Here is a 26,328-nt window from a genome sequence, read left to right on the forward strand (position 1 = left end):
ATCACAGCGCGCGAAGCGCCGCGGCGACCCCACCCTCGTGCACCGTGTGCGTCGAGGCGTTCGCGGCCGCGCGCACCTCGTCGGGGCTCTGGCCCATCGCGATCGCACGACCGCCGTTGCGCACCGCCCACTCGAACATGCCGATGTCGTTGCGCCCGTCACCGATCACGAGCACGTGAGCTGGGTCGAGGCCGAGGTCGGCCCGCACCCTCTCGAGCGCCGTGCCCTTGTCGACGCCCTGGGGGGCGATGTCGAGCCACGCCGTCCACCCGACGGCGTACGAGACCTCGTTGAGGCCGATGCGTTGCACCAGCTCGAGGAATTCGCCGTTGGTGTTCTCGGGCGAGATCACCACGACGCGGCTCACGGGGTCGGCGGCGAGCTGGTCGAAAGGCACACGATCGGCCGCCCCGAGATTCCAGTCGTCGACGTAGTCGGTGTAGAGACGATGACCGTCGGGGCGCTCGACCATGTAGTGCGCATCGGGCAGGTGTTCGCGCAACAGCGTCAGCACCTCGTGCGCGTCGAACTGCTCGGTGTGATGCAGTTCGTACTCGCGGGTCTGCGCATCCGCACGTCGCAGGATCGCCGCCCCGTTGGCGCACACGACATACTCCGGCGCGATATCCAGACGCGTCAGGATCGGCTCGGTCGACGCCCAACTCCGCCCTGTCGAGAGCATCACCTCGTGGCCCGCCGCGACCGCATCGGCCACCGCCTCGACCACGCCGGGACTCATCGACTCGTCTTCGAGGATCACGGTCCCATCGATGTCCAGCGCGATGAGGACACGCTCGGGCGTGCGCCCTCCCCAAGAATCGCCCTGCGCGAGCGCCTCGACCGTCTCGGCGGTCCCCGCCTCGGTCTCGACCTCGACCTCACCGATGCCGGGAAGCTCGCCCGAACTCACGCGATCGGCTCCATGACCTCGAGCCCACCCAGGAAAGGCCTCAGCACCTCGGGCACGGTCACCGAACCGTCCGCACGCTGGTGGGTCTCCAGCATCGCGACGATCCACCGAGTGGTCGCCAGCGTGCCGTTCAGGGTCGCGACCATCTGCGTCTTGCCCCCCTCCTCGGACGGGAGGCGGTGACGGATGTTCAGTCGACGCGCCTGGTAGGTCGTGCAGTTCGACGTCGACGTCAACTCACGGTACGCACCCTGCGTCGGAACCCACGCCTCGACGTCGAACTTGCGTGCCGCGCTCGACCCCAGGTCACCGGCGGCCACATCGATCACGCGGTAGCTGAGGCCGAGGTCCTGCAGCATCTGCTCCTGCATCTGCACCAGACGATCATGCTCGGCTTCGGCAGCATCCGGTGTCGTGTAGATGAACATCTCGAGCTTGTTGAACTGGTGGACCCGGATGATGCCCCGGGTGTCCTTGCCGTATGACCCCGCCTCGCGGCGGTAGCAGGTCGACCATCCCGCGTAGCGCTTGGGTCCACCGGTCAGATCGAGGATCTCGTCCATGTGGTAGCCGGCGAGGGGCACCTCGCTCGTGCCGACGAGGTAGAGGTCGTCCTCTTCGAGGTGATACACCTCTGCGGCATGCTGCCCCAGGAATCCCGTACCTCGCATGACCTCCGGGCGCACCAGCGTCGGCGGGATGAGCGGGGTGAAACCCGCCTGCAGGGCGCGGTCGAGCGCGAGGTTCATCAACGCCAGCTCGAGGCGGGCGCCGATACCGGTGAGGAAGTAGAAGCGGCTCCCCGACACCTTCGTGCCGCGCTCCATGTCGATCGCCCCGAGCTTCTCGCCGAGCTCGAGATGGTCGAGCGGTGTGAAGTCGAACGCCGGCGGCTCCCCGTGGGTGCGGAGGGTCACGAAGTCCTCTTCGCCGCCGGCGGGAACCCCATCGATGACGATGTTCTCCACCACGGCGAGCGCCTCGTCTGCGGCCTTCTCAGCCGCGGTCACCGCATGCTGTGCCTGCTTGACCTTCTCGCTGAGCTCCTTGGCCTGCGCGACCAGCTGGGCCTTCTCCTCCTTGGGGGCCTTCGCGACGGTCTTGCCGTGCGCGTTCTGTTCGGCACGCAGATGCTCGAAGGAGGTGAGGGCGGCGCGACGTGCACTGTCGGCGGCCAGCGCGGCATCCACCGTGTCGGCAGACGCACCGCGCGCCTCCTGCGAGCGCTTGACCAGGTCGGGATTCTCACGCAGCAGCACCGGATCGATCACCCGCCCAGTCTAGTCAGCCGCCGCGACCAGACGGCCGGCCCGCCGGCGCCCTCCCCCGGCCGCATCGGGTCCCCCGCCGCGCTCCCCTGTTCTCGCGCCCCCACCGGCCGCATCGGGTCTCCCGCCGCGCTCCCCTATTCTTATGCGCATGGCCCACGCTTCGAACGCACCCCACGACGAGCGTGCTCACGCCCCCGAGAACCCCGAGAATCCCAAGGCCGCCCTCGTCTACAACCCGATCAAGGTCGACCAGGCGCGGTTGCGCGCGATCGTGGCCCAGGAGTCGGAGAAGGCCGGGTGGTCCGAGCCGCTGTTCTACGAGACGACTATCGACGATCTCGGCGACGACGTCGCCCGTCAGGCGCTGAAGGCGGGGGCGACCACCGTCCTGGTCGCCGGAGGTGACGGCACCGTGCGTGCGGTATCGGAGGCGATGGCCGGGTCGGGCGTGCCCATGGTGATCGTCCCGAGCGGGACCGGAAACCTGCTGGCCCGCAACCTCCGGCTTCCCCTCGACCGACCCGAACCGATGATCCGCGCCGCCTTCAGCGGGCAGACCGTGGCGATGGACATCGGATTCGCCCTCCTCACCCGCGAGGACGGATCGACCGCCGAGCATGCGTTCGTGGTGATGGGCGGCATGGGACTGGATGCGGCGATGATCGCCAACACCAACCCGGGCCTGAAGAAGTCGGTCGGTTGGGTCGCCTACGTCGACGGTGCCGCACGATCCCTCGCGAACGCCAAGCCGTTCCGGGTGATGTACGAGATCCCCGGACTCAAGCTGCAGTCCACGCGCGTGCAGTCCGTACTGTTCGCCAACTGCGGGCATCTGCCGGGCGGACTCGACCTGATCCCCGAGGCGTCGATCAACGACGGTGCGCTCGACATCGTCGTGTTCCAACCAAAGGGGCCGCTGGGCTGGCTGCTCGTGTGGCGCCGCGTCGCGTGGGACAACAGCGTTCTGCGTCGGTTCCGCGCGGGACGCCGCGTGCTGCAGCTGCGCACCAAGGACAGTGCGGTGCGCTACTCGCGCGGCGTCGGGCTGCACGTCGGTGCGGGAGCCGCGCATCCGGTCCAACTCGACGGCGACGAATTCGGCGACGCGGTCCAGGTGGATGTGCGCATCGACGCCGGCACCCTGAAGATCGTCGTGCCCGCCGGCCACGACATCTCCCGCCTGTGACGCGCGCCCGCCCCGGCCTGTGGCGCGCGCGTCCTCCGTCGCGCCTGACGCCCCGCCCGCAGAACCGCCGTCACGGGACCGGTCCTGTCAAGGCATCCCCCGACTCCCGCTCCCCCTCGATACCGTCAGGGGATGGGCACCCCCTCCCTCGTCTGGTTCCGTGACGATCTGCGTCTTGCCGACAACCCCGCGCTGCGTGCCGCGATCGAGCGGGGCGAACCGGTCATCGGCGTGTACATCCTCGACGAGGAGTCCGCCGGGGTCCGGCCCCTCGGCGGCGCGGCACGGTGGTGGCTACACCACAGCCTCGCCGAGCTGCGCGACCGGTTCATCGACCGGGGATCGGTCCTCGTGCTCCGCCGTGGTGCCGCCGGGCGGGTGATCCGGGATCTGTGCGACGAGACCGGCGCGGGCGCCGTGTTCTGGAACCGGCGCTACGGCGGACCCGAACGTGAGATCGACGCCGACCTGAAGTCCGCCCTGCGCGATGCCGGCGTCGAGGTCGCATCGTTCGCGGCGAATGTGCTGTTCGAGCCCTGGACGGTCACCACCGGCGCGGGAAGCCACTACTCCGTCTACACGCCCTTCTGGAAGGCGTGTCAAGAACAGCCCGCACCCCGCAAACCCCTCCCCGAACCCCGGACGATCCCCGGACGGGCACAGCCACCCGCATCCGACGAGCTGGACGACTGGGGGCTGCTGCCGACGCGGCCGGACTGGGCGGGCGGCCTGCGGGAGCGATGGGAACCCGGCGAGCAGGCCGCGCGACGACGCCTGCGCGACTTCCTCGACGAGGACCTCGGGTCGTACGACGCCGCACGCGACGAACCAGCGGCGGGAGCGACTTCGCTGCTTTCCCCGCGCTTGCGCTGGGGGGAGCTGAGCCCCCACACGGTGTGGCACGACACCCTCGAACACGCCGGGACGGGCCGGCACGCGGCATCCGCACACGGTTTCCTCTCGGAGGTCGGCTGGCGGGAGTTCGCCTGGCACACGCTCTACCACTTCCCGCAGCTGGCGGAGAAGAACCTCCGGGCCGAGTACGACGCCTTTCCGTGGCCGAGCCCGGAACGCGCCGACCTCGACGCCTGGCAACAGGGTCGCACCGGATTCCGCATGGTCGACGCCGGCATGAGGGAGTTGTGGTCCTCCGGGTACATGCACAACCGGGTGCGGATGATCACCGCGTCGTTCCTGATCAAGAACCTCCTCATCGACTGGCGTCGCGGTGAGGAGTGGTTCTGGGACACGTTGGTCGACGCCGATGCCGCCAGCAATCCGTTCAACTGGCAGTGGGTCGCCGGGTCGGGCGCGGACGCGGCACCCTTCTTCCGCGTGTTCAACCCGGAGCTTCAGGCGGACAAATTCGACAAGACCGGTCGCTACGTGCGCGAATGGGCCCCGGAGTACGCCGACGACACCGACGGGGAGCCGGCGGAGCCGATGGTCGATCTGAAGCAGACCCGCCGGCGCGCTCTCGACGCCTTCGACGTCGTGAAGCGCTCCCGCTGAGCTCGACGTCCCACCCCCAACACCCCAACACCCCAACACCCCAACACCCCAACACCCCAACACCCCAACACCCCAACACCCCAACAACGGGTTTCCTCCGAGTCCGGCCGGGAATGCGGGAGCACCCCGACGGGTTGTTCCTGAGCATGACGACAGTCGGAATCATCGGAGCAGGAAACATCGGCGGCGCCCTGGCCCGGGCCTCCAGCGGTCTGGGGTACGACGTGGTGATCGCGAACTCACGTGGCCCCGAAACCCTCCAGGAACTCGTCGACGAACTCGGCCCGGCCGTGCGTGCGGCGACCGCCTCAGACGCCGCGGCCGCCGGTGACTTCGCCGTGGTCACCGTGCCGCTCAAGGCCATCGGAGACCTGCCGGTGCGCCCTCTCGCGGGCAAGATCGTGCTCGACACCAACAACTACTACTTCGAACGGGACGGCCACGTCGAGCCCCTCGACCGGGGTCAGACGACCACATCCGAGATGGTCCAGCGGCGCCTCCCCGAGTCGAAGGTCGTGAAGGCCTTCAACCACATCATGTCCACGCAGATCAACACCGACGGCACCCCCGCCGGGACCGCGGACCGTCGCGCCCTCGGGACCGCGAGCGATCACGACGACGCGATCGCCCTGGTCACCGACATCTACGACCGACTCGGATTCGACACCGTCAACGTCGGCCCGCTGAGCGAGTCGTGGCGCCTCGAGCGCGACCGGCCGACGTACGTCGTCCGCCAGACCGCGACGGAGCTGCGCGAAGCCGCCGCACGCGCGAACCGCCTCCCGTGATGGCCGCCGCACCGGCCCTGTCGGTACTCGACCTCGTTCCGGTCCGCACCGGACAGACCTCCTCGCAGGCCATCGCCGCGAGCCTTGACCTGGTCGTCCGCGCCGAACGCCTGGGGTTCCGTCGCTACTGGTTCGCGGAACACCACAACATGCCGGCCGTCGCCTCGACCACCCCACCCGTGCTGACCGCCGCGGCGGCGGCGCGCACCGAGCGCATCCGCATCGGCTCCGGGGGCGTCATGCTCCCGAACCACTCGCCGCTGGTCGTGGCCGAGCAGTTCGCCGCGCTCGAGGCGCTCGCGCCCGGTCGTGTCGACCTCGGCCTGGGCCGCGCACCGGGTTCGGATCCGGTGATCACACAGTTGCTGCGCCAGAGCGGCACGACCAGCGACGTCGAGCGGTTCCCGGAGCACGTCCGCGACATCCTGAGCCTGGTCTCCCCGGAGGGGGCGGCGCTGCGGTTCGCCTCCGGCGGCACCTACGACGTGCACGCGACGCCGGCGGCGACCGGCGCCCCAGAGGTGTGGCTGCTCGGCTCGAGCGACTATTCCGCGCAGCTGGCCGCGGCACGCGGGCTCCCGTACGTGTTCGCCAATCACTTCTCCGGCCAGGGGCTCGAGCGTGCCCTGGAGGTGTACCGCACCCAGTTCCAGCCCTCCGAGCACCTCGATGCCCCGCGCACGTTCCTCACCGTCAATGTCGTCGCCGCACCCACGCGCGAGGAGGCGGAGGAACGATCGCTGCCGAACCAGCGGATGATGGCGCGTCTGCGGATGAACAAGCCGCTCGTGCCCGCCGAGACCGTGGAACACGCGAAGGCGACCGCCGACGAGTTCGCCGGTATCGGCGAGACCATCATGGCCGCCGCCCGGTCGACGTGGTTCGTCGGCACCGGGGAGGACGTCGCGGGCGAGCTGCGCGGATTCGCGTCGCGCCACGACGTCGACGAGGTCATGATCTCGCCGATCGCCGGATCGTACGAGACCGAACCCCTCGACGCGACGCCCGGGCGCACGCAGACCCTCGAACTGATCACGGAGGCCCTCACGGCCTGACCACCGGCCATCGGAAGTCGTTCCGACCCCCTCTGTCGCTCGGTCGCGTGCCGACGCACACTGGGATTGCGCTCCTCACGAGGGAGCCGGATCGGAAGGACGAAGATGACCGACACGATGAACACCCCGCCGGAGACCCCGGCGACCCCTGAGGTCCTCGACCATTGGCGCGCGGGAGCGCCGTGGACGGGAACCTCCACCCGCACCGCCCCGGTGTACGACCCGGCCCTCGGCCGCATCCGGCGGTACGTGCGCATGGCGACCGCGGACGACGTCGACGCCGTCGTCGCCGACGCGGCCGACGCCGCCCTGCGGTGGCGCGACACGTCCGTCGCGCGACGCCAAGCCGTGATGTTCCGTTTCCGCGAGCTGCTGAACGCCCGTACCGACGAACTCGCCGAGATCCTCACCGCCGAGCACGGCAAAGTCCTCGGCGACGCACGCGGCGAGATCGCACGCGGCATCGAAGTGGTCGAGTTCGCGTGCGGACTCGGACATCTCACCAAAGGCGCCTACACCGAGAACGCCTCGACGGGCATCGACGTCTACACGCTCCGTCAACCGCTCGGGGTCGTCGGGATCATCAGCCCGTTCAACTTCCCGGCCATGGTGCCACTGTGGTTCTTCTCCCTCGCGATCGCCGCGGGCAACGCGGTGGTCCTCAAGCCGAGCGAGAAGGATCCGTCCGCGGCGAACTGGCTCGCCGCGCTCTTCCGGGAAGCGGGCCTGCCCGAGGGCGTGCTGAACGTCGTCCACGGCGACAAGGAGGCGGTGGACGCGCTCTTGACCCACGACGACGTCGCCGCGATCTCATTCGTCGGTTCCACCCCGATCGCACGCTACGTCTACGAGACGGCGACCGCCCACGGCAAGCGGGTGCAGGCGTTCGGCGGAGCGAAGAACCACATGCTCGTGCTCCCCGACGCCGACCTCGACCTCGTGGCCGACGCCGCCGTGAACGCGGGGTTCGGGTCAGCCGGCGAGCGCTGCATGGCCGTGTCCGTCGTCCTTGCGGTCGAGTCCGTCGCCGACGACCTCGTCGCGCGGATCGCCGCGCGTATGGCGACGCTGCGCACCGGGGACGGCCGGCGCGGCTGCGACATGGGACCGCTGATCACCGCCGCGCACCGCGACCGTGTCTGCGCCTCCATCGACACCGCCCACGACGACGGCGCGGACATCGTCGTGGACGGCCGTGACGTCGCGCCCGACGGCGACCCGAACGGGTTCTTCCTCGGCCCGACCCTCCTCGACCGCGTGCCGCTGACCTCGAGTGCCTACCGCGACGAGATATTCGGCCCCGTGCTGTCGGTCGTGCGCGTGGCCGGCTACACGCACGGCGTCGACATCATCAACGCCAGCCCGTACGGCAACGGGACGGCGATCTTCACCAACGACGGCGGTGCCGCCCGCCGGTTCCAGCACGAGGTCGGTGTGGGGATGATCGGGGTGAACGTGCCGATCCCGGTGCCGGTGGCGTACCACTCGTTCGGGGGCTGGAAAGCCTCGCACTTCGGGGACGCCAAAGCGTACGGCACCCACGGGATCGACTTCTTCACCGCGGAGAAGGCCGTCACCTCACGCTGGCTCGACCCCTCGCACGGTGGCCTCGACCTCGGTTTCCCGCAGCACTCCTAGGCCGTGTCGATCAAGAGGTCTCGTCTTCGGCGGGGCGATTCTCGCGTGGTTGACGCCGGGCGAAGACCTCCAGCGCGGCGGGGATCCCCGTCACCCGCAGGCGGAAGGCATCCCCGTCGCGCTGTTCGAGTTCACCGTCGTGCACGAAGGAGAGGTTCCCATCCGCCCCGCGCCGCACGGTGATGTCCACCTCGGGGAGCAGCATCCGTTCGATGTCGGATTCGGGTGGGAGCATCCGCGTGAACCGCAACACCGCTGTCGTCTTGCGCCCGAACGCGAGCGAGGCGACGGCCCGCAGCCGGGAGCCGCGTGCGTGATGGAAGCGCACGTCCAGCCGGTCGTCGTCGAGTGTGATGCGCTGCAGGGTCGCGATGCGCGCCCGGCTGTTCGCCCCGACACTGACGAACACCGACCAGACATCTGCGCGCCGACCGTCACGGCCGACGTGGATGGGCGAGGCGCCGTGCAACTCCCGCCACGCCGCCGCGGCACCTCCGATCCACGTGCCGAGTCGGTCGACACGCCGCCGGCGTTCCGCCACGAATCCAGGATGCAGACCGAGCGTGACCGCATCCAGCACCGTGATCGGCTCGTCGTTGTCGGCCCGCACTTCCGCGACCGCGACACGACGGCGACGGTCGGTCACGTACGCCTCCAGGGCGTCGTCGATCGTCTCGATGCCGATGGCCCGCGAAAAGTGGTTGAAGGTGCCGGCCGGCAGGACCAGAAGCGGGATGCCGTGGCGTCGGGCCACGTGCGCCATCGTCGACACCGACCCATCCCCGCCGTGCATCGCGACAGCCGCGGGCGCCGGATCATCCGACATCGCGGCATCGACCACGTCGACGAGGTCTTCCCCGTCCGCGAGCGTGTGCACCGTCGCGCCCGGCACACGGCGCGCGATGAGCGGCCGCGGGTCGTCGTGCAGGCGGTCGCGTCCCGACTTCGGATTGAGCACGATCAGGAGGCCGCGACCGGCGAGGTTGTCCGTCGTCACCTCTGCGACGGTACTCCCCCCGCCCCGTCCGGCCGCGGGGCTTGACGAGCGCTTCACGCCCCGCGGTCACTCAGCCGACTCACCCGCCCCCGGGCAACAGCGGGCGACCTTCGTAGAACGTCTGGAGCACGACGGTGGTGCGGGTGCTCACCGACGCCGCGAGGCGGATGTCGCGCACGAGCATCTCCAGGTGTCGCGGGGTCGCGACCCGCACGAACAGCATGTAGCTGGCCGCCCCGGCGATCGAGTGACAGGCTTCGATCTCGTCGAGGTGCACGAGCAGCTCGGGGGCGGTGTCCGGCTGTGCGGGATCGAGCGGGGTGATCTCGATGAACGCGGCGAGGGGCTTACCGACCGCCTCGGGGTCGACGACGGCCCGGTACCCGGCGATCACTCCGCGGGCCTCCAGCTTGCGCAGCCGTGCCTGTACGGCCGACACCGACAGCCCCACCGCGGCCGAAAGCTCGGCCAGCGTTCCTCGGGGATTGAGGGACACGGCACGGACGATCCTCGCGTCGGTCTCGTCGTCGAGCCGTGCCGCGGGCGGAGGAACATCCGGAGTCATCCCTCGATGCTACCGACCGAACGCCTCTTCAACAGGAACTTTTCCGGTGACCGACACCTTTGGCGGGAGGAAATCTAGACTCGCCGCATCGCGATGATCGGAGGTTCCCCCGTGACCATGCCTGCTCTCACTTCCGCCTTCCGCACGCCGGAGAACCCCGCCGCCGTTGCGACCTCGCCCGCCTGGCTCGCCCTCAAGCACGCCGCCACCGCCCTGCACCCGCTCCAGGCCGCCGATGGTTCCCTCCCCGATCCGGCCCACCACGAGGTGGCCCGTACCCACGTGCAGACCATCGTCGCCGCCCTCGACGCGCTCGCGCCGCTGTTCCCCCACGACGCCGCCTACCTCGCCGCCTCCGTGCGGGACTTCCGGCGTTGGGCGGACGAGGGCTTCGGCGTGCCCGACTTCCTTGACTCGCTCGTCGCGTTCCATCCACAGGAGCACCGCGTCGATGGGATCCAGCACCTCGTGGTGTTCCCCATGTACACGCAGAACGGCTCCACCGAGCGACACGTCGAAGCCCTCCTGGTCGAGGTGATCTGGCCCGAGACGATCGCCCGTCTCGAGGCCGACTACACCAATCGACTGTTCGTCTCGTTGCGCCTGGTCGACTTCACACCCGGCTACGACTCGAACTCCGCGGTGCTGTTCCCGGAGACCGTCGCGATGCGGGAGATCCCGACCTTCACGTGGGGGGCGATCTTCCAGGACCGAGAGGCGGCCCGCTACCGCCGCGTCACCCGCGCGGCCGCCGAGATCACCAAACTCGACCTGCCCACCGAAGCCGCCCGGATGCTCGAGGACCAGGCGCTCACCGAGCGGACCTTCGTGATGTGGGACCTCATCCACGACCGCACCCACATGCGCGGCGACCTGCCCTTCGACCCGTTCATGATCAAGCAACGCATGCCGTACTTCCTGTACTCCCTGGAAGAGTTGCGCTGCGATCTCACCGCGTTCCGCGAGTGCGTCGCGCTCCAGGCCCGGTATGGCGCCCGCGACGACCTCGACGCCGTCGAACGCGACATCCTCGCCCACGCCGAGCTGGTGCAGTACGCGGTGATCTTCGACCGCATCTTCCGCTTCGCCGTGACCGGTTCGCGGGTGCGCAACTACGACGGACTCGGCGGTCAGCTGCTGTTCGCGTGGCTCCACCAGCGTGACGTCTTGCACTGGACCGACAGCGCCCTGACCTTCGACTGGAACGAGGTGCCCGCGGCGGTCGTCGCGCTCGGCGACGCCATCGACGAGTTGTACTGGCGTTCGATCGACCGACCGAAGACCGCACACTGGCTCGCCGCGTACGATCTCGTCCGCTCCGTGCTCACCCCGAATCCCGCATCCCGCTGGGCTCGGGGTCTCCCGGACGACATCCTCGCCGGGCCACCGCGCGGCTACACCGACGCCGTGCTCGACGACGAGTTCCCCCTGTCGATGTTCTACGAGGCCCTGGAGAAGAAGATGCGCCCCGTCATCGCCTCCACCAGCGGCATCCGTGCGAGCGACGGGTGAGCGACGGTGACGCGACGGGAGAGGGCCGCGTGACGGGCGTCGCGGGGCGCACCGTGTTGCTCGCCGGCGGCACGAGCGAAGCCGGGCGGGTCGCCGCACAAGTGCTCACCGCCGCGGGTGCGCACGTCATCATCGCGGCGCGGGACGAGGTCGCGCTCGGCACCCTGCGGGAGACACTGCCCGGGATCCGCACGCAACGGTGCGACCTCACCGACGAGACCGCCGTCCACGACCTCGGTGAACGGGTCGGGGCCCTCGACGGGGTGTTGCACCTGGTCGGCGGCTGGCGCGGGGGCGGCGGACTCACGGGACAGACCGAGGGTGACTTCCGCGCCCTCGAGACGTCCCTCACGGCCCTTCGCCACGTGTCGCGCGCCTTCGACCCCACCCTCCGGGACTCGGATGCCGCTCGCACGGCCATCGTGTCGTCGACGGCCGTGACACGGCCCCTCGCCGGCGGCGCGAACTACGCGGCGGTCAAGGCCGCGGCCGAGGCATGGAACCGGGCCGTCGCGCACGGATTCGCCAAACACGCACGGGACGCGGGCGAGCCGCTCCGTGCGGCGGCCGTGACGTACCGCGTCAAGGCCCTGGCGGGGCGGGAGTTCGCCTTGGCCGACGCCTTCGCACGACTCTGGGACGACGACGCGGCGGCGGTCAACGACACGGTCGTGACCCTCGGCTGACGCACCCCGGTCCCCCTCCCCCCTCAACCGCACCCTTCGAACCCGGAAGCGTAGGCTGGATGCCCGTGACCCCCCTCCACGACCCCGCGCTGCGCGGTTTCGCGTCCGACAACTATTCCGGTGTCCATCCCGACGTGCTGGCGGCCATCGCCGCCGCGAACGAGGGACATCAGGTCGCCTACGGCGAGGACCGGTACACGGCCCGCCTGCAGGAGCTCTTCGTCGATCAGCTCGGAGAAGGCGTGGAGGCCTTCCCCGTCTTCAACGGCACCGGGGCCAACGTCGTCGGCCTCCAGTCGATGCTGCCCCGGTGGGGCGCGGTGATCGCCGCATCCACCGCCCACATCAACGTCGACGAGGGCGGCGCACCCGAGAAGGTCGCCGGCGTGAAGATCCTCACCGTGCCCACGGAGGACGGCAAGCTCACCCCGGAACTCATCGACCTCGAAGCGTGGGGTTGGGGGGACGAGCACCGGTCGCAGCCTCTGGCCGTGTCGATCACCCAGTCCACCGAACTCGGCACGCTCTACACGCCCGACGAGGTGCGCGCGATCGCCGACCACGCGCACGGCCATGGCATGCGCCTTCACATGGACGGTGCCCGCATCGCCAACGCCGCCGCCGCCCTCGACGTGCCACTGCGCGCGTTCACGCGCGACGCGGGCGTCGACGTCCTCAGCTTCGGCGGAACCAAGAACGGGGCGATGATCGGCGAGGCCGTCGTCGTGCTCGACCCGGACGCCTCCCACGGCCTGACCTATCTGCGGAAGCTGAACATGCAGCTGTCGTCGAAGATGCGGTTCGTCTCCGCCCAGCTGATCGCCCTGATGGAGAACGACCTGTGGCTGCGCAACGCGCGTCACGCGAACGCGATGGCGCGACGCCTGCGCACCGGCGTCGAGGCGGGGCTCGCCGACGGCTCGATCCGCGGCGTCGACTTCACCCAGAAGACCCAGGTCAACGGGGTCTTCGCCACGCTGCCCGACGGCGTCGCAGACCGTCTGCGCGAGTCGTTCCGCTTCTACGACTGGGATGCGGCCCGCGGCGAAGTGCGGTGGATGTGCTCCTTCGACACCACCGAGGCCGACATCGACGCATTCATCGCCGCCATCGCCCGGGAGACCACCGCCTGACCCGGAATCCCACTAGCGTGCGGGCTTACCGGACAACCGGGTCCACACCCCACAACAGGCACGCCCCATTACCGTGCGGGCTTACCGGACAACCGGGTCCACACCCCACAACAGGCACGCCCCACTACCGTGCGGGCTTACCGGACAACCAGGTCCACACCCCACAACAGGCACGCCCCACTACCGTGCGGGCTTACCGGACAACCAGGTCCACACCCCACAACAGGCACGCCCCACTACCGTGCGGGCTTACCGGACAACCAGGTCCACACCCCACAACAGGCACGCCCCACTACCGTGCGGGCTTACCGGACAACCAGGTCCACACCCCACAACAGGCACGCCCCACTACCGTGCGGGCTTACCGGACAACCAGGTCCACACCCCACAACAGGCACGCCCCACTACCGTGCGGGCTTACCGGACAACCAGGTCCACACCCCACAACAGGCACGCCCCACTACCGTGCGGGCTTACCGGACAACCAGGTCCACACCCCACAACAGGCACGCCCCACTACCGTGCGGGCTTACCGGACAACCAGGTCCACACCCCACAACAGGCACGCCCCACTACCGTGCGGGCTTACCGGACAACCAGGTCCACACCCCACAACAGGCACGCCCCACTACCGTGCGGGCTTACCGGACAACCAGGTCCACACCCCACAACAGGCACGCCCCACTACCGTGCGGGCTTACCGGACAACCAGGTCCACACCCCACAACAGGCACGCCCCACTACCGTGCGGGCTTACCGGACAACCAGGTCCACACCGACGGCCGCCAGTGCTCCGCGACGTATTGCACGGCCTCGTCCACTCCGAGCGAACGCGTGGAGTTGCCCACGCGCACCCAAAGGTCGGTCGAGCCGCCGTCTTTCGCGCGCACGAGGAACACCGGCTTCGGCGAGGGTGGGCAGTTGACCGCGCACACGGCCGTGCCTCCCGTCCCGTTGAACTGGATGCGCGGCAACGCCGCCGCGTTGCGCCCGAGGAGCGTGGAGAGCAGATCGCGCAACCAGAGTTCGAAACGGTCGTGGTCCGGGGTCCGCAACGTGGCGAGATCACGATGGAGACCGATCGCCTCACCGGCATCGTTCGCCCCGATCACGAGCACCCCGCCCGAGCTGTTGAGGAAGGCCGCGACCGTCTTGGCGATCGCCAGCTCCATCCGAGGGTCCTTCTTGTCCTCCCGGACGTTCCAGCGCGCGGTCTCCTTGAACTCGACCCTGTCGGACTCCCCCGCAGCCAGAAGCGCCGGCACGTTCACATCCTGCGCCCCGCGGTTCAGCGCCGCAGCGAGACCCGCGACGGCGAAAGACAGCCCGAGACTCGTGCCGAAAGCGAGGAGGATCGTCGTCGGCATCCACAGGCGCAGGCCGTAGAAGAAGATGCCGGAGAGCAGGATCCCGATGCTGATCCCGAGCGTCGACACGATCGTCATCGTCCGGATCTCCAGACGCAGGCGTGCGCCGAACGTCCAGCGGATGACACGCGCGATGACGTAGGCGAGACCCAGGACGATGGGGATCGCGATGGCGACTTCGATCAGCAGAGGGCTGTTGGGCATACCGTCCTCCCCCGGTTCAGCGCAGGCAGCCGACGCTCGCGAGCGCTTGACGGATGAGGGTGGCCCGACCGCCCTCCATCTCATCGGCGAGCGCGTCGGAGGCGGCTTCCTCGGGGCTCATCCACGTGACTTCCAGGGCGTCCTGCCGGGGCTCGCACGTGCCGGTGACCGGCACGACGAAGGCGAGCGACACGGCATGCTGGCGGTCGTCGTGGAAGGCGCTGACCCCGGGGATCGGGAAGTACTCGGCGACGGTGAAGGGAACCGGTTGCGGCGGAAGGAGCGGGAAGGCCATCGGGCCGAGGTCGTTCTCCAGATGCCGGAACAGCGCATCCCGCACGGTCTCGCCGTAGCGCACGCGGCCGCTGACGATCGACCGGGTGATCTCACCGACGGGTGTCGCCCGCAGCAGGATTCCGACCTCGGTCACCGCACCCATGCCGTCGGTGCGCACCGGTACCGCCTCGACGTAGAGCATCGGCATGCGCCTGCGCGCCTCGGCGAGTTCGACCTCGCTCAGCCATCCGGGGTTCGACGATCCACCTGCGTCGCCACCGAAATCACGCAACGGATCACGCGGGGCGCCGTCGTCGTCCCCGTCGTTCGGGTCGGGATCAGGCGTACGAACCGGCATGCCTCCTGTATACCTCACCGCCGGTTCCGGACGACGTCGCCTCTCCCGTTCCGGGTGTGTCGGGGTGTCCTGCAACAATGTCGGCATGAGCGCCGAGAGCCCGAACACGCCCGTGCTCGACCACGACGTCGTGCTGTGGTCCGCCGACGAAGCGACCCGCACGGGGCGACCGCTCCTGGTGCTGCTCCATGGCTACGGGTCGCACGAGGGCGATCTGTTCGGCCTCGTGCCCTCCCTGCCCGACGCGTTCGCCTACGCTGCGGTGCGCGCTCCCCTCGCTCCCCCGTTCCCGACGCCGGGACACTCCTGGTACCCCATCGACGGACTCGACGGCCGCGACCCGTCCCACGTGACCGCCGCCGCATCCGCCCTCGTGTCGTGGATCGACCGGGTCGCACCGGATGTGCCGGTCGGGTTGCTCGGGTTCTCTCAGGGCGGCGCGGTCTCCCTCCAGGCGCTTCGGCTGCAACCGGAACGCTTCGCATTCGCGGTGAACCTGTCCGGCTATGTCACGCCCGGCGATCTCCCCGGGGACGCGACGATCGCCGAGAGCCGGCCGCCGGTGTTCTGGGGGCGCGGCACGGCCGACGAGGTGATCCCGCCGGCGCTCATCGACCACACGACGCAGTGGCTTCCCGGCCACGCCGACCTCAGCGGCCGCGTCTACCCCGGCTTGACCCACAGCGTGTCGGAGCAGGAGATGTCCGACGTTCGGGTGTTCCTGGAGAAGCAACTGGAGACCCTCGGCGGCTGAGCCCGAGTCGGCGGATCGGTCTTCCCCTCGCCGTCCGGCGACGCTATCGTCGTGGAGTCCCGTTCCCGACGTCAGGATGACCGGTGAAGACCTTCGACGCTCTCGCGACCCCCTCGCGCTGACGTCGCCTCTGCCCGCCCTCTGCACGGCGGGCCGCTCCGGAAGGAGCCGAAGCTTCGGCCTCCCGGCTGTCAGCGCCCCACGCCGACACCGAAAGGGCCATCATGCCCGCCTCCGCACGCACCTCCGCGGTCGTCTTCGACCGCCTCTGCTTCCTCTGGCCGGACGGCACGCCCGCCCTCGACGGGCTGTCCGGCGCGATCGGCGAAGGCCGCACGGGCCTGGTCGGCCGCAACGGCTCCGGCAAGTCGACACTGCTGCGTCTGATCTCGGGCGACCTGTCCCCCGTATCCGGAGCCGTCACCACCGTCGGCGACGTCGCGCGCTTGCCGCAGCAGCTGACCCTGGACACCGGCAGACCGGTCGCCGACCTGCTGGGGGTCGGTGACGCGGTGGTCGCGGTGCGCGCGATCGAATCCGGCGACGCCGATCCGCGGCACTTCGAGGCGGTCGGCGACGCGTGGGACGTCGAAGCGCGTGCGCACGCGGTCCTCGCCGAAGCGGGGCTGCCGCCCGAAACGCTCGATCGGACCGTCGGCGAGCTCTCCGGCGGCGAGGCGGTCTTGGCCGCTCTCGCCGGCATCCGGCTGCGCGCCCCGGCGATCACCCTGCTCGATGAGCCGACCAACAATCTCGACAAGGGTGCGCGGGAGCGTCTCGCGCGTCTGGTGACGGCGTGGCGCGGCACACTCGTCGTCGTCAGCCACGACGTCGGGTTGCTCGAGCTCATGGATGACACCGCTGAACTGCACGGCGGCACGTTGACGGTGTTCGGCGGCCCGTACTCGAGCTGGCGGGCCTGGCTCGATGCGGAGCAGGACGCCGCCCGCCAGGCGGAGACCGCGGCCGCGAACGCACTGCGCCGCGAACGACGCCAGCGCATCGAGGCCGAGACGACGATCGCGAGGCGGCGAGCGTACGGGCGGCGGGCCGAGCTCGAGCGACGCGTTCCGAAGATCGTCGCCGGCGCACGCAAACGCGCGGCGCAGGAGTCCGCGGGGCGGCTCCGGGGGGAATCGGCGGGCAAGGAGTCGCAGGCGCGTGCCGCACTCGACGCCGCCGCGCAACGCGTGCGCGACGATGTCGGCATCCGGATTGACATCCCCGGCCCCGGAGTCGCCGCGACCCGACGGATCGCCTCACTCAGCGACGGCGAGCGCACGTGGACGATCCAAGGCCCCGAGCGCGTGGCCCTCACCGGGCCGAACGGTGCCGGAAAGACCACGCTGCTCGAACGCCTCGTCGCGAGCTCCTCCCATCCGGACGAGCGATCAGCGGATACGCCCACGTTCGGTGCAGACCGCCCGGATCGAAGGAGTTGCCGACAGCCGGGATCGCCGCTGTCGGCGGTCTCGCACACGGAGCGGATCGGGTACCTGCCGCAGCGCGTCGACGGTCTCGACGACGACGCGAGCGTGCTTGAGAGTGTCCGCATGGCGGCCCCCGAGATGCCGCCCGCGGAGGTACGGAACCGTCTCGCGAGGTTCCTGCTCCGCGGTGCGACGGTGGAGCGCCCCGTCGGCACCTTGTCCGGCGGCGAGAGGTTCCGCGTCGCCCTGGCACGTCTGCTGTTGGCAGACCCCGCTCCGCAGCTCCTGGTCCTGGACGAGCCGACGAACAACCTCGACCTCGACACGGTGGACCAGCTGGTGGACGCCCTGTCGGCCTACCGCGGCGCCGTCCTCGTCGTCAGCCACGACCCCGCCTTCCTCGCCCGCCTCGGCGTCGACCTCACCCTCGAGCTGCGCGACGGCATGATCGCGCAACGGTGAGGACAGCTGCCAGCCCGGCCGCATGCTCACGGGGCGGCGAGGACGTACCGCGCAAGCCCGCGCCGATGTCGGTGGCAACGAGCATGATGGGAGGATGGCTGGCTCCGGCGACGTGCTCGAGCGGTTCGGCCCTGCCACGCAGGACTGGTTCCGCGGAGCTTTCGCACGCCCGACCGACGCGCAGCGGGGCGCGTGGGAGGCGATCTCGCACGGAAAGCACGCCCTTGTGGTCGCCCCCACCGGATCCGGCAAGACGCTCTCGGCATTCCTCTGGGCGATCGACCGGGTGTTCCGGGAGGCGCACGCGCCGGTGCCCGATGAGGTCGTGACGGCGCGGTCAAGCGGGAACCGGCGCGGGCGGACGAAGTCCGATACCCCGCCGCCACGCGGCACCCGCATCCTCTACATCTCGCCGCTGAAAGCGCTCGGCGTCGACGTCGAGCGCAACCTGCGCTCCCCGCTGGTGGGGATCGGACAGTCCGCTCGGCGCCTCGGCATCGCGGTGCCGGACGTGTCGGTCGGCGTCCGATCAGGTGACACCTCCTCTGCGGACCGGCGCAAACTCGTCGCAGCCCCGCCCGACATCCTGATCACGACACCCGAGTCGCTGTACCTCATGCTCACCAGCCAGGCCGGGCAGACCTTGCGCGAGGTGCACACCGTCATCGTCGACGAGGTGCACGCGGTCGCGGCGACCAAGCGCGGCGCCCACCTCGCCGTCAGCCTCGAGCGCCTCGACGCGCTCCGCAGAGAACACGACCCCGACGCATCCCCCGCACAGCGCATCGGACTCTCGGCGACGGTGCGCCCGATCGACGAGGTCGCTCGCTTCCTCGGCGGATCCGAACCCGTCGAGATCGTCGCTCCTCGGGCGTCGAAGCAGTTCGACCTGAAGGTCGTCGTTCCCGTCGACGACATGCTCAACCCGCCGCCCGCCCCCGGACCGGCGCGCGGGCGGGACGATGGCGACCGGAACGCCGGGGACCTGGACGGATCACCCATCGACGAGGACTGGTTCGGCGACGGGTCAGGCGGCACGTCCGCGTCGGGCGCGGCCTCCGGCGCAGAGAACACCGAGATGACCGGGTCGGTCTGGCCGCACGTCGAAGAGGCGATCGTCGACCGCATCCTCGACCATCGGTCCACGATCGTCTTCGTCAACTCCCGCCGCCTGGGCGAGCGGCTCACCGGTCGTCTGAACGAGATCTACGCCGACCGCCTCGGGCTCGACACCCCCTCGCAGGATGCGCAGCCGTCCGGCCCGCCGGGTTCTGCCGGACCGACCCGCATGCCCGCCGAGATGATGGCGCAGGCGGGCGTGTCCTCGGGTGCCGCGCCGGCGCTCGCCAAAGCGCACCACGGATCCGTCTCGAAGGAGCAGCGCGCGCAGGTCGAGGAGGAGCTGAAATCCGGGGCTCTCCGCTGCGTCGTGGCCACCAGCAGCCTCGAACTCGGCATCGACATGGGCGCGGTCGACCTCGTCATCCAGGTCGAAGCTCCCCCCTCGGCCGCCTCCGGCCTGCAACGCGTCGGGCGCGCCGGGCACCAGGTGGGGGAGGTCAGCCGGGCGGCCCTGTTCCCCAAACACCGTGCCGACGTCCTTCACACCGCGATCGTGACCGAGCGCATGCTCGCCGGGCAGATCGAGTCGATCGCCGTGCCCCAGAACCCGCTCGACATCCTCGCGCAGCAGACCGTGGCCGCCGCCGCCCGGGGCGAGATCGATGTGGAGGGCTGGTTCGAGACGGTGCGGCGCAGCGCCCCCTTCCGCACCCTCCCGCGCTCGGCCTACGAAGCCACGCTCGACCTGTTGGCCGGCCGGTTCCCCTCGGATGAGTTCGCCGAGCTCCGGCCGCGGGTGGTCTGGGATCGCGACAAGGGCACTCTCACCGGACGCCCCGGGGCGCAGCGCATCGCCGTGACCAGCGGCGGCACGATCCCCGACCGCGGTCTGTTCGGCGTCTTCGTCGCAGGTGAAACCCGGAACGCCCGCGTCGGCGAGCTCGATGAGGAGATGGTCTACGAGTCGCGCGTGAACGACGTCTTCACCCTCGGCACGACCAGCTGGCGCATCGTGGAGATCACCCACGATCGCGTGAATGTCCTCCCCGCCTTCGGCCAGCCCGGGAAGCTCCCCTTCTGGCATGGCGACGGTCTGGGCCGCCCCGCCGAGCTCGGCGAGGCGCTCGGTACGATGGCGCGGCAGCTTTCCGGCGCGAAACGCGAGAAGGCCGAAGCGCGCCTCGGCGATGCGGGCCTCGACGCGTCCGCCATCGAGAATCTCCTCACCTACCTCGCCGAGCAGCGGGAGGCGACCGGCAGCATCCCCACCGACCGCACCCTCACCGTCGAACGCAGTCGCGACGAAGTCGGCGACTGGCGGGTGATCCTGCATTCCCCGTACGGCATGAAGGTGCATGCGCCGTGGGCGCTGGCCGTCAACGCCCGGATTCGAGAGCGCCTCGGCGTCGAGGGCGCGGCCGTGGCGAGCGACGACGGCATCATCGCGCGCGTCCCCGATGCGGCGACCGAGCCGCCCGGTGCCGACCTGTTCGTCTTCGAACCCGACGAGCTGGAGCAACTCGTCACCGACGAGGTGGGCGGGTCAGCCCTGTTCGCGTCACGATTCCGCGAGTGCGCGGCGCGCGCGCTTCTCATGCCACGGATGAACCCCAGCCGGCGAAGCCCGCTGTGGCAACAGCGCCAACGCTCCGCGCAACTGCTCGAAGTGGCCCGCCGCTACCCGACCTTCCCCATCATCCTCGAAACGCTCCGCGAGGTCCTTCAGGACGTCTACGACGTCCCCGCCCTGCTACGCGTCGCACGCAAGATCGGCGATCGAAGCATCCGCCTGGTCGAGACGACGACGAGCCAACCCTCGCCCTACGCGCGCGACCTCCTCTTCGGATATGTCGGCGCGTTCATGTACGAGGGCGACTCCCCCCTGGCCGAACGTCGCGCCGCGGCGCTCTCGGTCGACCCCGCCCTGCTCTCGGAGCTCCTCGGCAAGGTCGAGATGCGCGAGCTCCTCGACCCCGAGGTGATCGCCCGGTTCGAGCGGGAAGCGCAGAAGCTCGCCCCCGACAGACGCGTGCGCGGCGTCGAGGGCGTCGCCGACCTGCTCCGGATCCTCGGTCCCCTCGACGCCCGCGAGGTCGCCGAACGCCTCGAGGCGACCGGCGACGATGCCCCGGCGACGGAGAGCACCGCGGCCGGACTCCTCGGCGACCTCGTCGATGCCCGCAGGGCGATCCGGGTGACCATCGCCGGCGCCGCCCGCGTGGCCGCCATCGAAGACGCCGGGCGCTTGCGCGACGGCCTCGGCGCGGCACTCCCCGTCGGGATCCCGAACGCGTTCCTGGAACCGCTCCCCGACCCCCTCGGCGACCTCGTCGCCCGTTATGCGCGCACCCACGGTCCCTTCACCGCCGACGCCCTCGCCGAACGCCTCGGCGTCGGGGTCGCCGTCGCGCGCCACACCCTGCAGCGTCTCGAGGGGCAGGGGCGTGTCTCCAGCGGGTTCTTCCTCCCCGCCGGCACCTCACGCGACGGCGCCGGTGGACTCGAGGAGACGGAGTGGTGCGACAGCGAGGTGTTGCGTCGACTGCGCATGCGATCCCTCGCGGCCATCCGCGGCAGCGTCGAACCGGTGCCGCCGGAGGCCTTCGCGCGGTTCCTCCCCGTCTGGCAGCACATCAACCGCCCGCTGGAGGGCATCGACGGCCTCGCGGCGGTCATCGAACAGCTCGCCGGCGTGCCCGCACCGGCCAGCGCATGGGAGTCGCTCATCCTGCCCTCGCGCGTGCACGACTACGCACCGGCGATGCTCGACGAGCTCACCGCCTCCGGCGAGGTCGTCTGGACCGGCCACGGCGCCCTCCCGGGACGCGACGGCTGGATCGCGTTCCACCCCGCCGACGCCGCGCCCTTGACGCTCACCCGCGACGACCTCGAGATCGCCGAAGGCTCCCTCGACGCCCGCGTCGTCGACGTGCTCGGCGCCGGCGGCGCGTACTTCGCGGCGCAGCTCGCATCCCTCACGGCCGCCGAGAACGAACAGTCCGTCATCGATGCGCTCTGGCGCCTGACGTGGGCCGGACACGTGACCAACGACACCTTCGCCCCCGTCCGCACGCTCGTGGCCGGGGGGTCACAAGCACATCGGGTCTCCCGCAAGACGCCGCGCTCACGGATGTACCGCGGGGCGACCCTCCCGCGGGTGTCCGCATCCACCCCGCCGCGACCACCGGCCATCGGCGGTCGCTGGTCACTCGTCCCCGACCTCGAACCGGATGCGGCGCTTCGCGCGACGGCCGCCGCAAGCCTGTTGCTGGACCGCTACGGTGTCGTCACGCGCGGTTCCGTCCAGTCCGAAGGCGTGCCGGGTGGCTTCGCGCAGGTGTATCGCGTGCTCGCGGGGTTCGAAGAGGCCGGACACTGTCGACGTGGCTATGTCATCGAGAAGCTCGGAGCAGCGCAGTTCGCGGCGTCGGCGACCGTCGACCGCATCCGGGAGTTCGCGGCACTCGCCGACCCGCCCCCGCGCACGACCGTGACCCTCGCCGCCACCGATCCGGCGAACCCCTACGGCGCCGCACTTCCTTGGCCCGCGCTGGCCGAGGTGTCGCACCGGCCCGGCCGCAAGGCCGGTGGCCTCGTCGTGCTCGTCGACGGCGACCTCGCGCTGTATCTGGAGCGGGGCGGCAAGACCGCGCTGGTGTTCACCGACGACGAAGACGCGCTGGGGGCCGCCGCCTCCGATCTCGCCGGAACCGCCCGCCGGCGCCGGCTCGACACCCTCACGATCGAGCAGGTCAACGGCGCCTTCGTCTACGGGACCGCGCTCGGCCGAGCCCTGCGCAGCGCCGGTTTCGTCGAGTCCCCGCGGGGTCTGACGTTGCGACGAAGCACGGTCGGAGACGCCCGGCGGGAATCCACCCATGCCTGAGCGAGACACGCTCCGTTCACCGACCCCCTCCGCCGATGCCTGAGGGCGACACCGTCTTCCGCGCCGCCCGACGCCTCGCCGACGTGCTCGAGGGGCGCGAGCTCGCGCGCTTCGACCTGCGCGTGCCCCGCGTCGCGAACGTCGACCTCACCGGCGGCACGGTGCAGGAGGTCGTCCCCCGCGGCAAGCATCTGCTCCACCGGATCGACGGCTGGACCCTCCACACCCATCTGAAGATGGAGGGGGAGTGGCACGTCTACGACCGTGGCGGGCGATGGCGCAAGCCCGGCCACAAGGCACGCGCCGTGCTCGGCACCCTCACCCACGACACGGTCGGCTTCGACCTCGCCGACATCGCGGTCGTCCCCACCGATCAGGAGGACACCCTCGTCGGCCACCTCGGACCCGACCCCCTCAGCCCCACCTGGGACCCGGGAGAGGCCGCACGGCGCCTGTCTGTGGACACCCGATCGATCCATGTCGCTCTCCTCGATCAACGCAACGTCGCGGGGTTCGGCAACGAATACGCCAATGAGATCCTCTTCGTGCGCGGCGTCCTGCCGACCACCCCCGCGCCTGAGGTCGACACACCGGCGCTCCTCGACCTCGGTGCACGCATGATCCGCGCCAACCGCGATCGAGCGGGCCGCACGTTCACCGGTGACTCCCGACCGGGGCGCTCGACCTGGGTCTACCGCCGGGAAGGACGCGCGTGCCGCCGGTGCGGCACCCTCATCGAGGGCGGTCAGATGGGCGCCGACCCCACCTCCGAGCGCATCACGTTCTGGTGTCCGCGCTGCCAGACCTGATCCCCGGGGCCATCCGGGCGCCGTCCCGACATCCTCAGTGACCGATGTACCGGCCGGGGCGATGGTTCAGTGCCAGAACGAGGTTCAGAACCACGGCGCCCACGGCGCTGAGGAGCACGCTCCACACCGAGACCACCAGCAGTGCCGACGCGATGATCAGCACGTCGAAGATCATCATCGTCCACCCCGCCCGGAAACCCCAGCGGTCCTGCACGATCAGCGCCACGATGTTGACACCACCGAGACTCGCGCGGTGGCGGAACAGGATGAGCAGCCCGACACCGGCCAGCAGGTTGCCCCCGAGAGTCCCGTAGACCGGATCGAGGGACTCGAGCACGAGCATCGACTGGTGCACGATCGACCAGCCCGAGACCAGGCCGATCGAGATCGCCGTACGCACCGTGAAGCTCCACCCGCGCTGCCACACCGCCAAGACCGCGAACGGCAGGTTGATCACGGCGAACAGCAGCCAGAACGGCCACGCCGTCGCATAGCCCAGAAGGAGGGACAGACCCGCGGTCCCGCCGGTGACAGAACCGGCCGACTGGAGCAGGAACAGACCGAGGGAGGCGACGAAGGTCCCGGTGAGGATGCCGAGTACGTCCTCGGCCCACGAGTGCTGCGTGCTCTGGTCATCGAAGACGAGGGAGGGGCCGGTGGCCGCACGGGGCGCGTCGGGATCGTCGATCGGTTCGCTCGTCACGCTCCCATTGTCACCGACGGCCCGGTCCCATCCGATCCCCATGCCGCACCGAACAACAGATGTCAACCCGGTGCATCCGAATCGGTGGATCCGGGGGAATGAATAGACAATCAAGGAAGTTGTACCTGTATCCGACGTCAACAGACGTCAGAGGAGGGGACTGTGGGTAAGAACTACGTCGACATCGAGAACGACCACGGCGAGACGCTGCGCTACCGCAAGCACGCCAACGGCCGGGGCCTGATCGCGCACGGCGCCAAAGTGCACCCGACCGCGATCGTCGAGTCGGGGGCGTACGTCGAACCGGGAGTCCGCATCGCCGCGAACGTGCACGTCGGCCGAGGCGCGTGGGTCGAGTCCGATGTCGTGATCGGACCCGAAGCCGAGATCGCCCCTCAGGCCCACATCGGTCCCGGCGCCGCGATCGGCGCCGGCGCGAAGATCGGGATCCGCGCCCACGTCGGAAACGGTGCGCGCGTCGCGGTCGGCTCGCTCATCGGCGACGACGAGAGCATCGGCGACGGCGAGACCGTCGCCACCGATCGACGCGGCCTGCATCTGGCCGCCTGACCTCGCCGATCCCCCGCGGCATGGATCCGCCGCGGAATGGATCACCCCCGGCATAGGGTCGAGGGATGATCCGACGCTCTCGCCGCCTCGCGACCGGAGCGTTGGTGTGCGCGATCTCCGGCGTGCTCGCCGGATGCACCACGTCGCCCGCGGCGACACCGGTGACGGCACCGGCCGACGCCGTGGCGGTCGAGGTCACACAGGTCGTCGACGGCGACACGGTACGTGCCCGCCCGCTCCCGGACACGGCCCCGCCCTGGACCCCGGCGGGAGGCGACCCGGTCGACACCGACGTGGCGGTGCGCCTGATCGGCGTGGACACCCCCGAGGTGTACCCCGACCTCGAGTGCGGTGGAGCCGAGGCCACGGATGCGCTGCGCTCCCTGGTCTCGGCGGGCGACACCGTCTGGGCCGCCCGAGACGACGAGGAACGCGACCGCTACGACCGGGTCTTGCTGTACCTGTGGACCGAGGACGGCACGTTCGTGAACCTCGAGCTGGTCGCCTCGGGAGCCGGCGAGGCGCTGCGCATCGACCCGAACGACCGCTACTGGCCAGACCTCCAGGCCGCGCAATCCACGGCCCGCGACACCGCCGCCGGCATCTGGTCCCTCTGCCGCTGACCCGACCCACGTTCGCGTGCCACCGGATGCCGGAATCCGACGACGTGGCGGCATCGAGCGGCAACCGGACACCCGTGCCGGAGGCTTCGGTGCGGAAGGCGGGGACCGGCTCGGAGTGGCGTCAGGCGAAGAGGAACAGCGCGAAGCCGAGCAACGGGAATGTCCCCTGCACGAGAGCCGCGCGAAGGTACGACCGTCCGGTCGTCAGCAACACGAGGGCCGCGGCGACCATGGAACCGAGGCTGAACAGCACGAGGGCCCGACCGGCCACGTCGGCCGCGGTCCCGGCTCCCCCGGTCCAGAACAACACCAGGCCGATCACCGCGCCGACGGCGAGGAACAGGTTGTAGAAACCCTGGTTGTACGCCATCTCCTTCATCGTGTCGGCAGAGGCCTGGTCCTTCACGCCGAACCGCCTCCAGATCCGGGGCCTGCTCCACTGCACCGACTCCATGACGAAGATGTAGACGTGCAGGAGGGCGGCGAGCGCCCCGAACACGGTGGCGAGGATCGCGATCATGATCGAACCCTAGCGTCCGGGCCGGCCCGTCGCCTGCTCGCCCGCGCGCGC

The 26,328-nt window shown here is 70.3% G+C and carries 22 protein-coding genes; 14 read left to right on the forward strand and 8 right to left on the reverse strand.

What is annotated here, in order from left to right:
- Nucleotide 1: 1 nt before the first annotated feature.
- Together ABD204_RS01970 and serS are read right to left on the reverse strand one after the other, a co-directional pair.
- Complete coding sequence (locus ABD204_RS01970; protein ID WP_409263968.1) at nt 2-910, reverse strand: HAD family hydrolase; 909 nt, start codon at nt 908-910, stop codon at nt 2-4.
- Nucleotides 907-2,181, reverse strand: a complete 1,275-nt coding sequence (serS, locus tag ABD204_RS01975; protein ID WP_194423036.1) for a serine--tRNA ligase — start codon at nt 2,179-2,181, stop codon at nt 907-909. Before serS ends, ABD204_RS01970 begins: the two co-directional genes overlap by 4 nt.
- 148 nt (nt 2,182-2,329) lie before the next feature.
- Between serS and ABD204_RS01980 the strand changes: the two genes are divergently transcribed.
- The 5 genes from ABD204_RS01980 (at nt 2,330) to ABD204_RS02000 (ending at nt 8,360) form a co-directional block, all read left to right on the forward strand.
- On the forward strand, nt 2,330-3,367 hold the full coding sequence (locus ABD204_RS01980; protein WP_241747751.1) for a diacylglycerol/lipid kinase family protein: 1,038 nt from the start codon (nt 2,330-2,332) through the stop codon (nt 3,365-3,367).
- Nucleotides 3,368-3,499: 132 nt separating this feature from the next.
- Nucleotides 3,500-4,879: a cryptochrome/photolyase family protein gene (locus ABD204_RS01985; RefSeq protein ID WP_194423038.1), complete on the forward strand. Its 1,380-nt coding sequence runs from the start codon at nt 3,500-3,502 to the stop codon at nt 4,877-4,879.
- Nucleotides 4,880-4,992: 113 nt separating this feature from the next.
- Nucleotides 4,993-5,667 carry an NADPH-dependent F420 reductase gene (locus ABD204_RS01990; RefSeq protein WP_277816620.1) on the forward strand — a complete coding sequence of 225 codons (675 nt, stop codon included), beginning with the start codon at nt 4,993-4,995 and terminating at the stop codon, nt 5,665-5,667.
- Nucleotides 5,667-6,722, forward strand: a complete 1,056-nt coding sequence (locus ABD204_RS01995) for an LLM class flavin-dependent oxidoreductase (RefSeq protein WP_194423040.1) — start codon at nt 5,667-5,669, stop codon at nt 6,720-6,722. The genes ABD204_RS01990 and ABD204_RS01995 overlap by 1 nt, the downstream gene beginning before the upstream one ends.
- A 105-nt stretch (nt 6,723-6,827) precedes the next feature.
- Nucleotides 6,828-8,360, forward strand: coding sequence for a CoA-acylating methylmalonate-semialdehyde dehydrogenase (locus ABD204_RS02000; protein ID WP_241747752.1), 1,533 nt, complete (start codon nt 6,828-6,830; stop codon nt 8,358-8,360).
- 10 nt (nt 8,361-8,370) lie between these two features.
- Here the strand turns inward: ABD204_RS02000 and ABD204_RS02005 are convergent, their stop codons facing one another.
- Together ABD204_RS02005 and ABD204_RS02010 are read right to left on the reverse strand one after the other, a co-directional pair.
- Entirely contained in the window at nt 8,371-9,357 is a 987-nt protein-coding gene (locus ABD204_RS02005; protein ID WP_194423041.1) for a diacylglycerol/lipid kinase family protein, read from the reverse strand.
- A gap of 79 nt (nt 9,358-9,436) precedes the next feature.
- Nucleotides 9,437-9,922, reverse strand: a complete 486-nt coding sequence (locus tag ABD204_RS02010; protein WP_194423042.1) for an Lrp/AsnC family transcriptional regulator — start codon at nt 9,920-9,922, stop codon at nt 9,437-9,439.
- A gap of 117 nt (nt 9,923-10,039) precedes the next feature.
- Between ABD204_RS02010 and ABD204_RS02015 the strand changes: the two genes are divergently transcribed.
- From ABD204_RS02015 to ABD204_RS02025, 3 genes are all read left to right on the forward strand, one after another.
- The gene (locus tag ABD204_RS02015) at nt 10,040-11,434 is read left to right on the forward strand and encodes a DUF6421 family protein (protein WP_241747830.1); all 1,395 of its coding nucleotides are present in this window, start codon (nt 10,040-10,042) and stop codon (nt 11,432-11,434) included.
- On the forward strand, nt 11,431-12,120 hold the full coding sequence (locus tag ABD204_RS02020) for an SDR family NAD(P)-dependent oxidoreductase (RefSeq protein WP_322597474.1): 690 nt from the start codon (nt 11,431-11,433) through the stop codon (nt 12,118-12,120). Before ABD204_RS02015 ends, ABD204_RS02020 begins: the two co-directional genes overlap by 4 nt.
- A gap of 65 nt (nt 12,121-12,185) precedes the next feature.
- On the forward strand, nt 12,186-13,253 hold the full coding sequence (locus tag ABD204_RS02025; RefSeq protein ID WP_194423043.1) for a threonine aldolase family protein: 1,068 nt from the start codon (nt 12,186-12,188) through the stop codon (nt 13,251-13,253).
- 740 nt (nt 13,254-13,993) lie between these two features.
- On the opposite strand, the gene ABD204_RS02030 is transcribed toward ABD204_RS02025, so the two are convergent.
- Both ABD204_RS02030 and ABD204_RS02035 read right to left on the reverse strand, forming a co-directional pair.
- Complete coding sequence (locus ABD204_RS02030) at nt 13,994-14,824, reverse strand: AlbA family DNA-binding domain-containing protein (protein WP_241747753.1); 831 nt, start codon at nt 14,822-14,824, stop codon at nt 13,994-13,996.
- Nucleotides 14,825-14,840: 16 nt separating this feature from the next.
- On the reverse strand, nt 14,841-15,458 hold the full coding sequence (locus ABD204_RS02035; protein WP_194423044.1) for an NUDIX hydrolase family protein: 618 nt from the start codon (nt 15,456-15,458) through the stop codon (nt 14,841-14,843).
- Nucleotides 15,459-15,543: 85 nt separating this feature from the next.
- Between ABD204_RS02035 and ABD204_RS02040 the strand changes: the two genes are divergently transcribed.
- The 4 genes from ABD204_RS02040 (at nt 15,544) to ABD204_RS02055 (ending at nt 23,861) form a co-directional block, all read left to right on the forward strand.
- A complete protein-coding gene (locus ABD204_RS02040) occupies nt 15,544-16,212 on the forward strand; it encodes an alpha/beta hydrolase (RefSeq protein ID WP_194423045.1) in 669 nt (222 codons plus the stop codon).
- 224 nt (nt 16,213-16,436) lie between these two features.
- Nucleotides 16,437-18,104 (forward strand): ABC-F family ATP-binding cassette domain-containing protein, encoded by a 1,668-nt coding sequence (locus ABD204_RS02045; RefSeq protein WP_194423046.1) that lies wholly within the window; start codon nt 16,437-16,439, stop codon nt 18,102-18,104.
- 94 nt (nt 18,105-18,198) lie between these two features.
- On the forward strand, nt 18,199-23,052 hold the full coding sequence (locus tag ABD204_RS02050) for an Lhr family ATP-dependent helicase (protein WP_194423047.1): 4,854 nt from the start codon (nt 18,199-18,201) through the stop codon (nt 23,050-23,052).
- Nucleotides 23,053-23,087: 35 nt separating this feature from the next.
- Nucleotides 23,088-23,861, forward strand: coding sequence for an Fpg/Nei family DNA glycosylase (locus ABD204_RS02055; RefSeq protein ID WP_194423048.1), 774 nt, complete (start codon nt 23,088-23,090; stop codon nt 23,859-23,861).
- A gap of 34 nt (nt 23,862-23,895) precedes the next feature.
- Here ABD204_RS02055 and ABD204_RS02060 read toward each other — a convergent pair whose 3' ends face one another.
- Complete coding sequence (locus ABD204_RS02060; RefSeq protein ID WP_194423049.1) at nt 23,896-24,606, reverse strand: YitT family protein; 711 nt, start codon at nt 24,604-24,606, stop codon at nt 23,896-23,898.
- Between the two features lie 120 nt (nt 24,607-24,726).
- On the opposite strand from ABD204_RS02060, the gene ABD204_RS02065 reads away from it, so the two are divergent.
- Nucleotides 24,727-25,134 (forward strand): LbetaH domain-containing protein, encoded by a 408-nt coding sequence (locus ABD204_RS02065; RefSeq protein WP_194423050.1) that lies wholly within the window; start codon nt 24,727-24,729, stop codon nt 25,132-25,134.
- A gap of 65 nt (nt 25,135-25,199) precedes the next feature.
- The gene (locus tag ABD204_RS02070; RefSeq protein ID WP_194423051.1) at nt 25,200-25,757 is read left to right on the forward strand and encodes a thermonuclease family protein; all 558 of its coding nucleotides are present in this window, start codon (nt 25,200-25,202) and stop codon (nt 25,755-25,757) included.
- Between the two features lie 121 nt (nt 25,758-25,878).
- Here ABD204_RS02070 and ABD204_RS02075 read toward each other — a convergent pair whose 3' ends face one another.
- Entirely contained in the window at nt 25,879-26,277 is a 399-nt protein-coding gene (locus ABD204_RS02075; protein WP_194423052.1) for a DUF1304 domain-containing protein, read from the reverse strand.
- Nucleotides 26,278-26,328 lie beyond the last annotated feature (51 nt).

Origin of the sequence: Microbacterium aquimaris (assembly GCF_039531285.1) — a bacterium.
GTDB lineage: Bacteria > Actinomycetota > Actinomycetes > Actinomycetales > Microbacteriaceae > Microbacterium > Microbacterium aquimaris.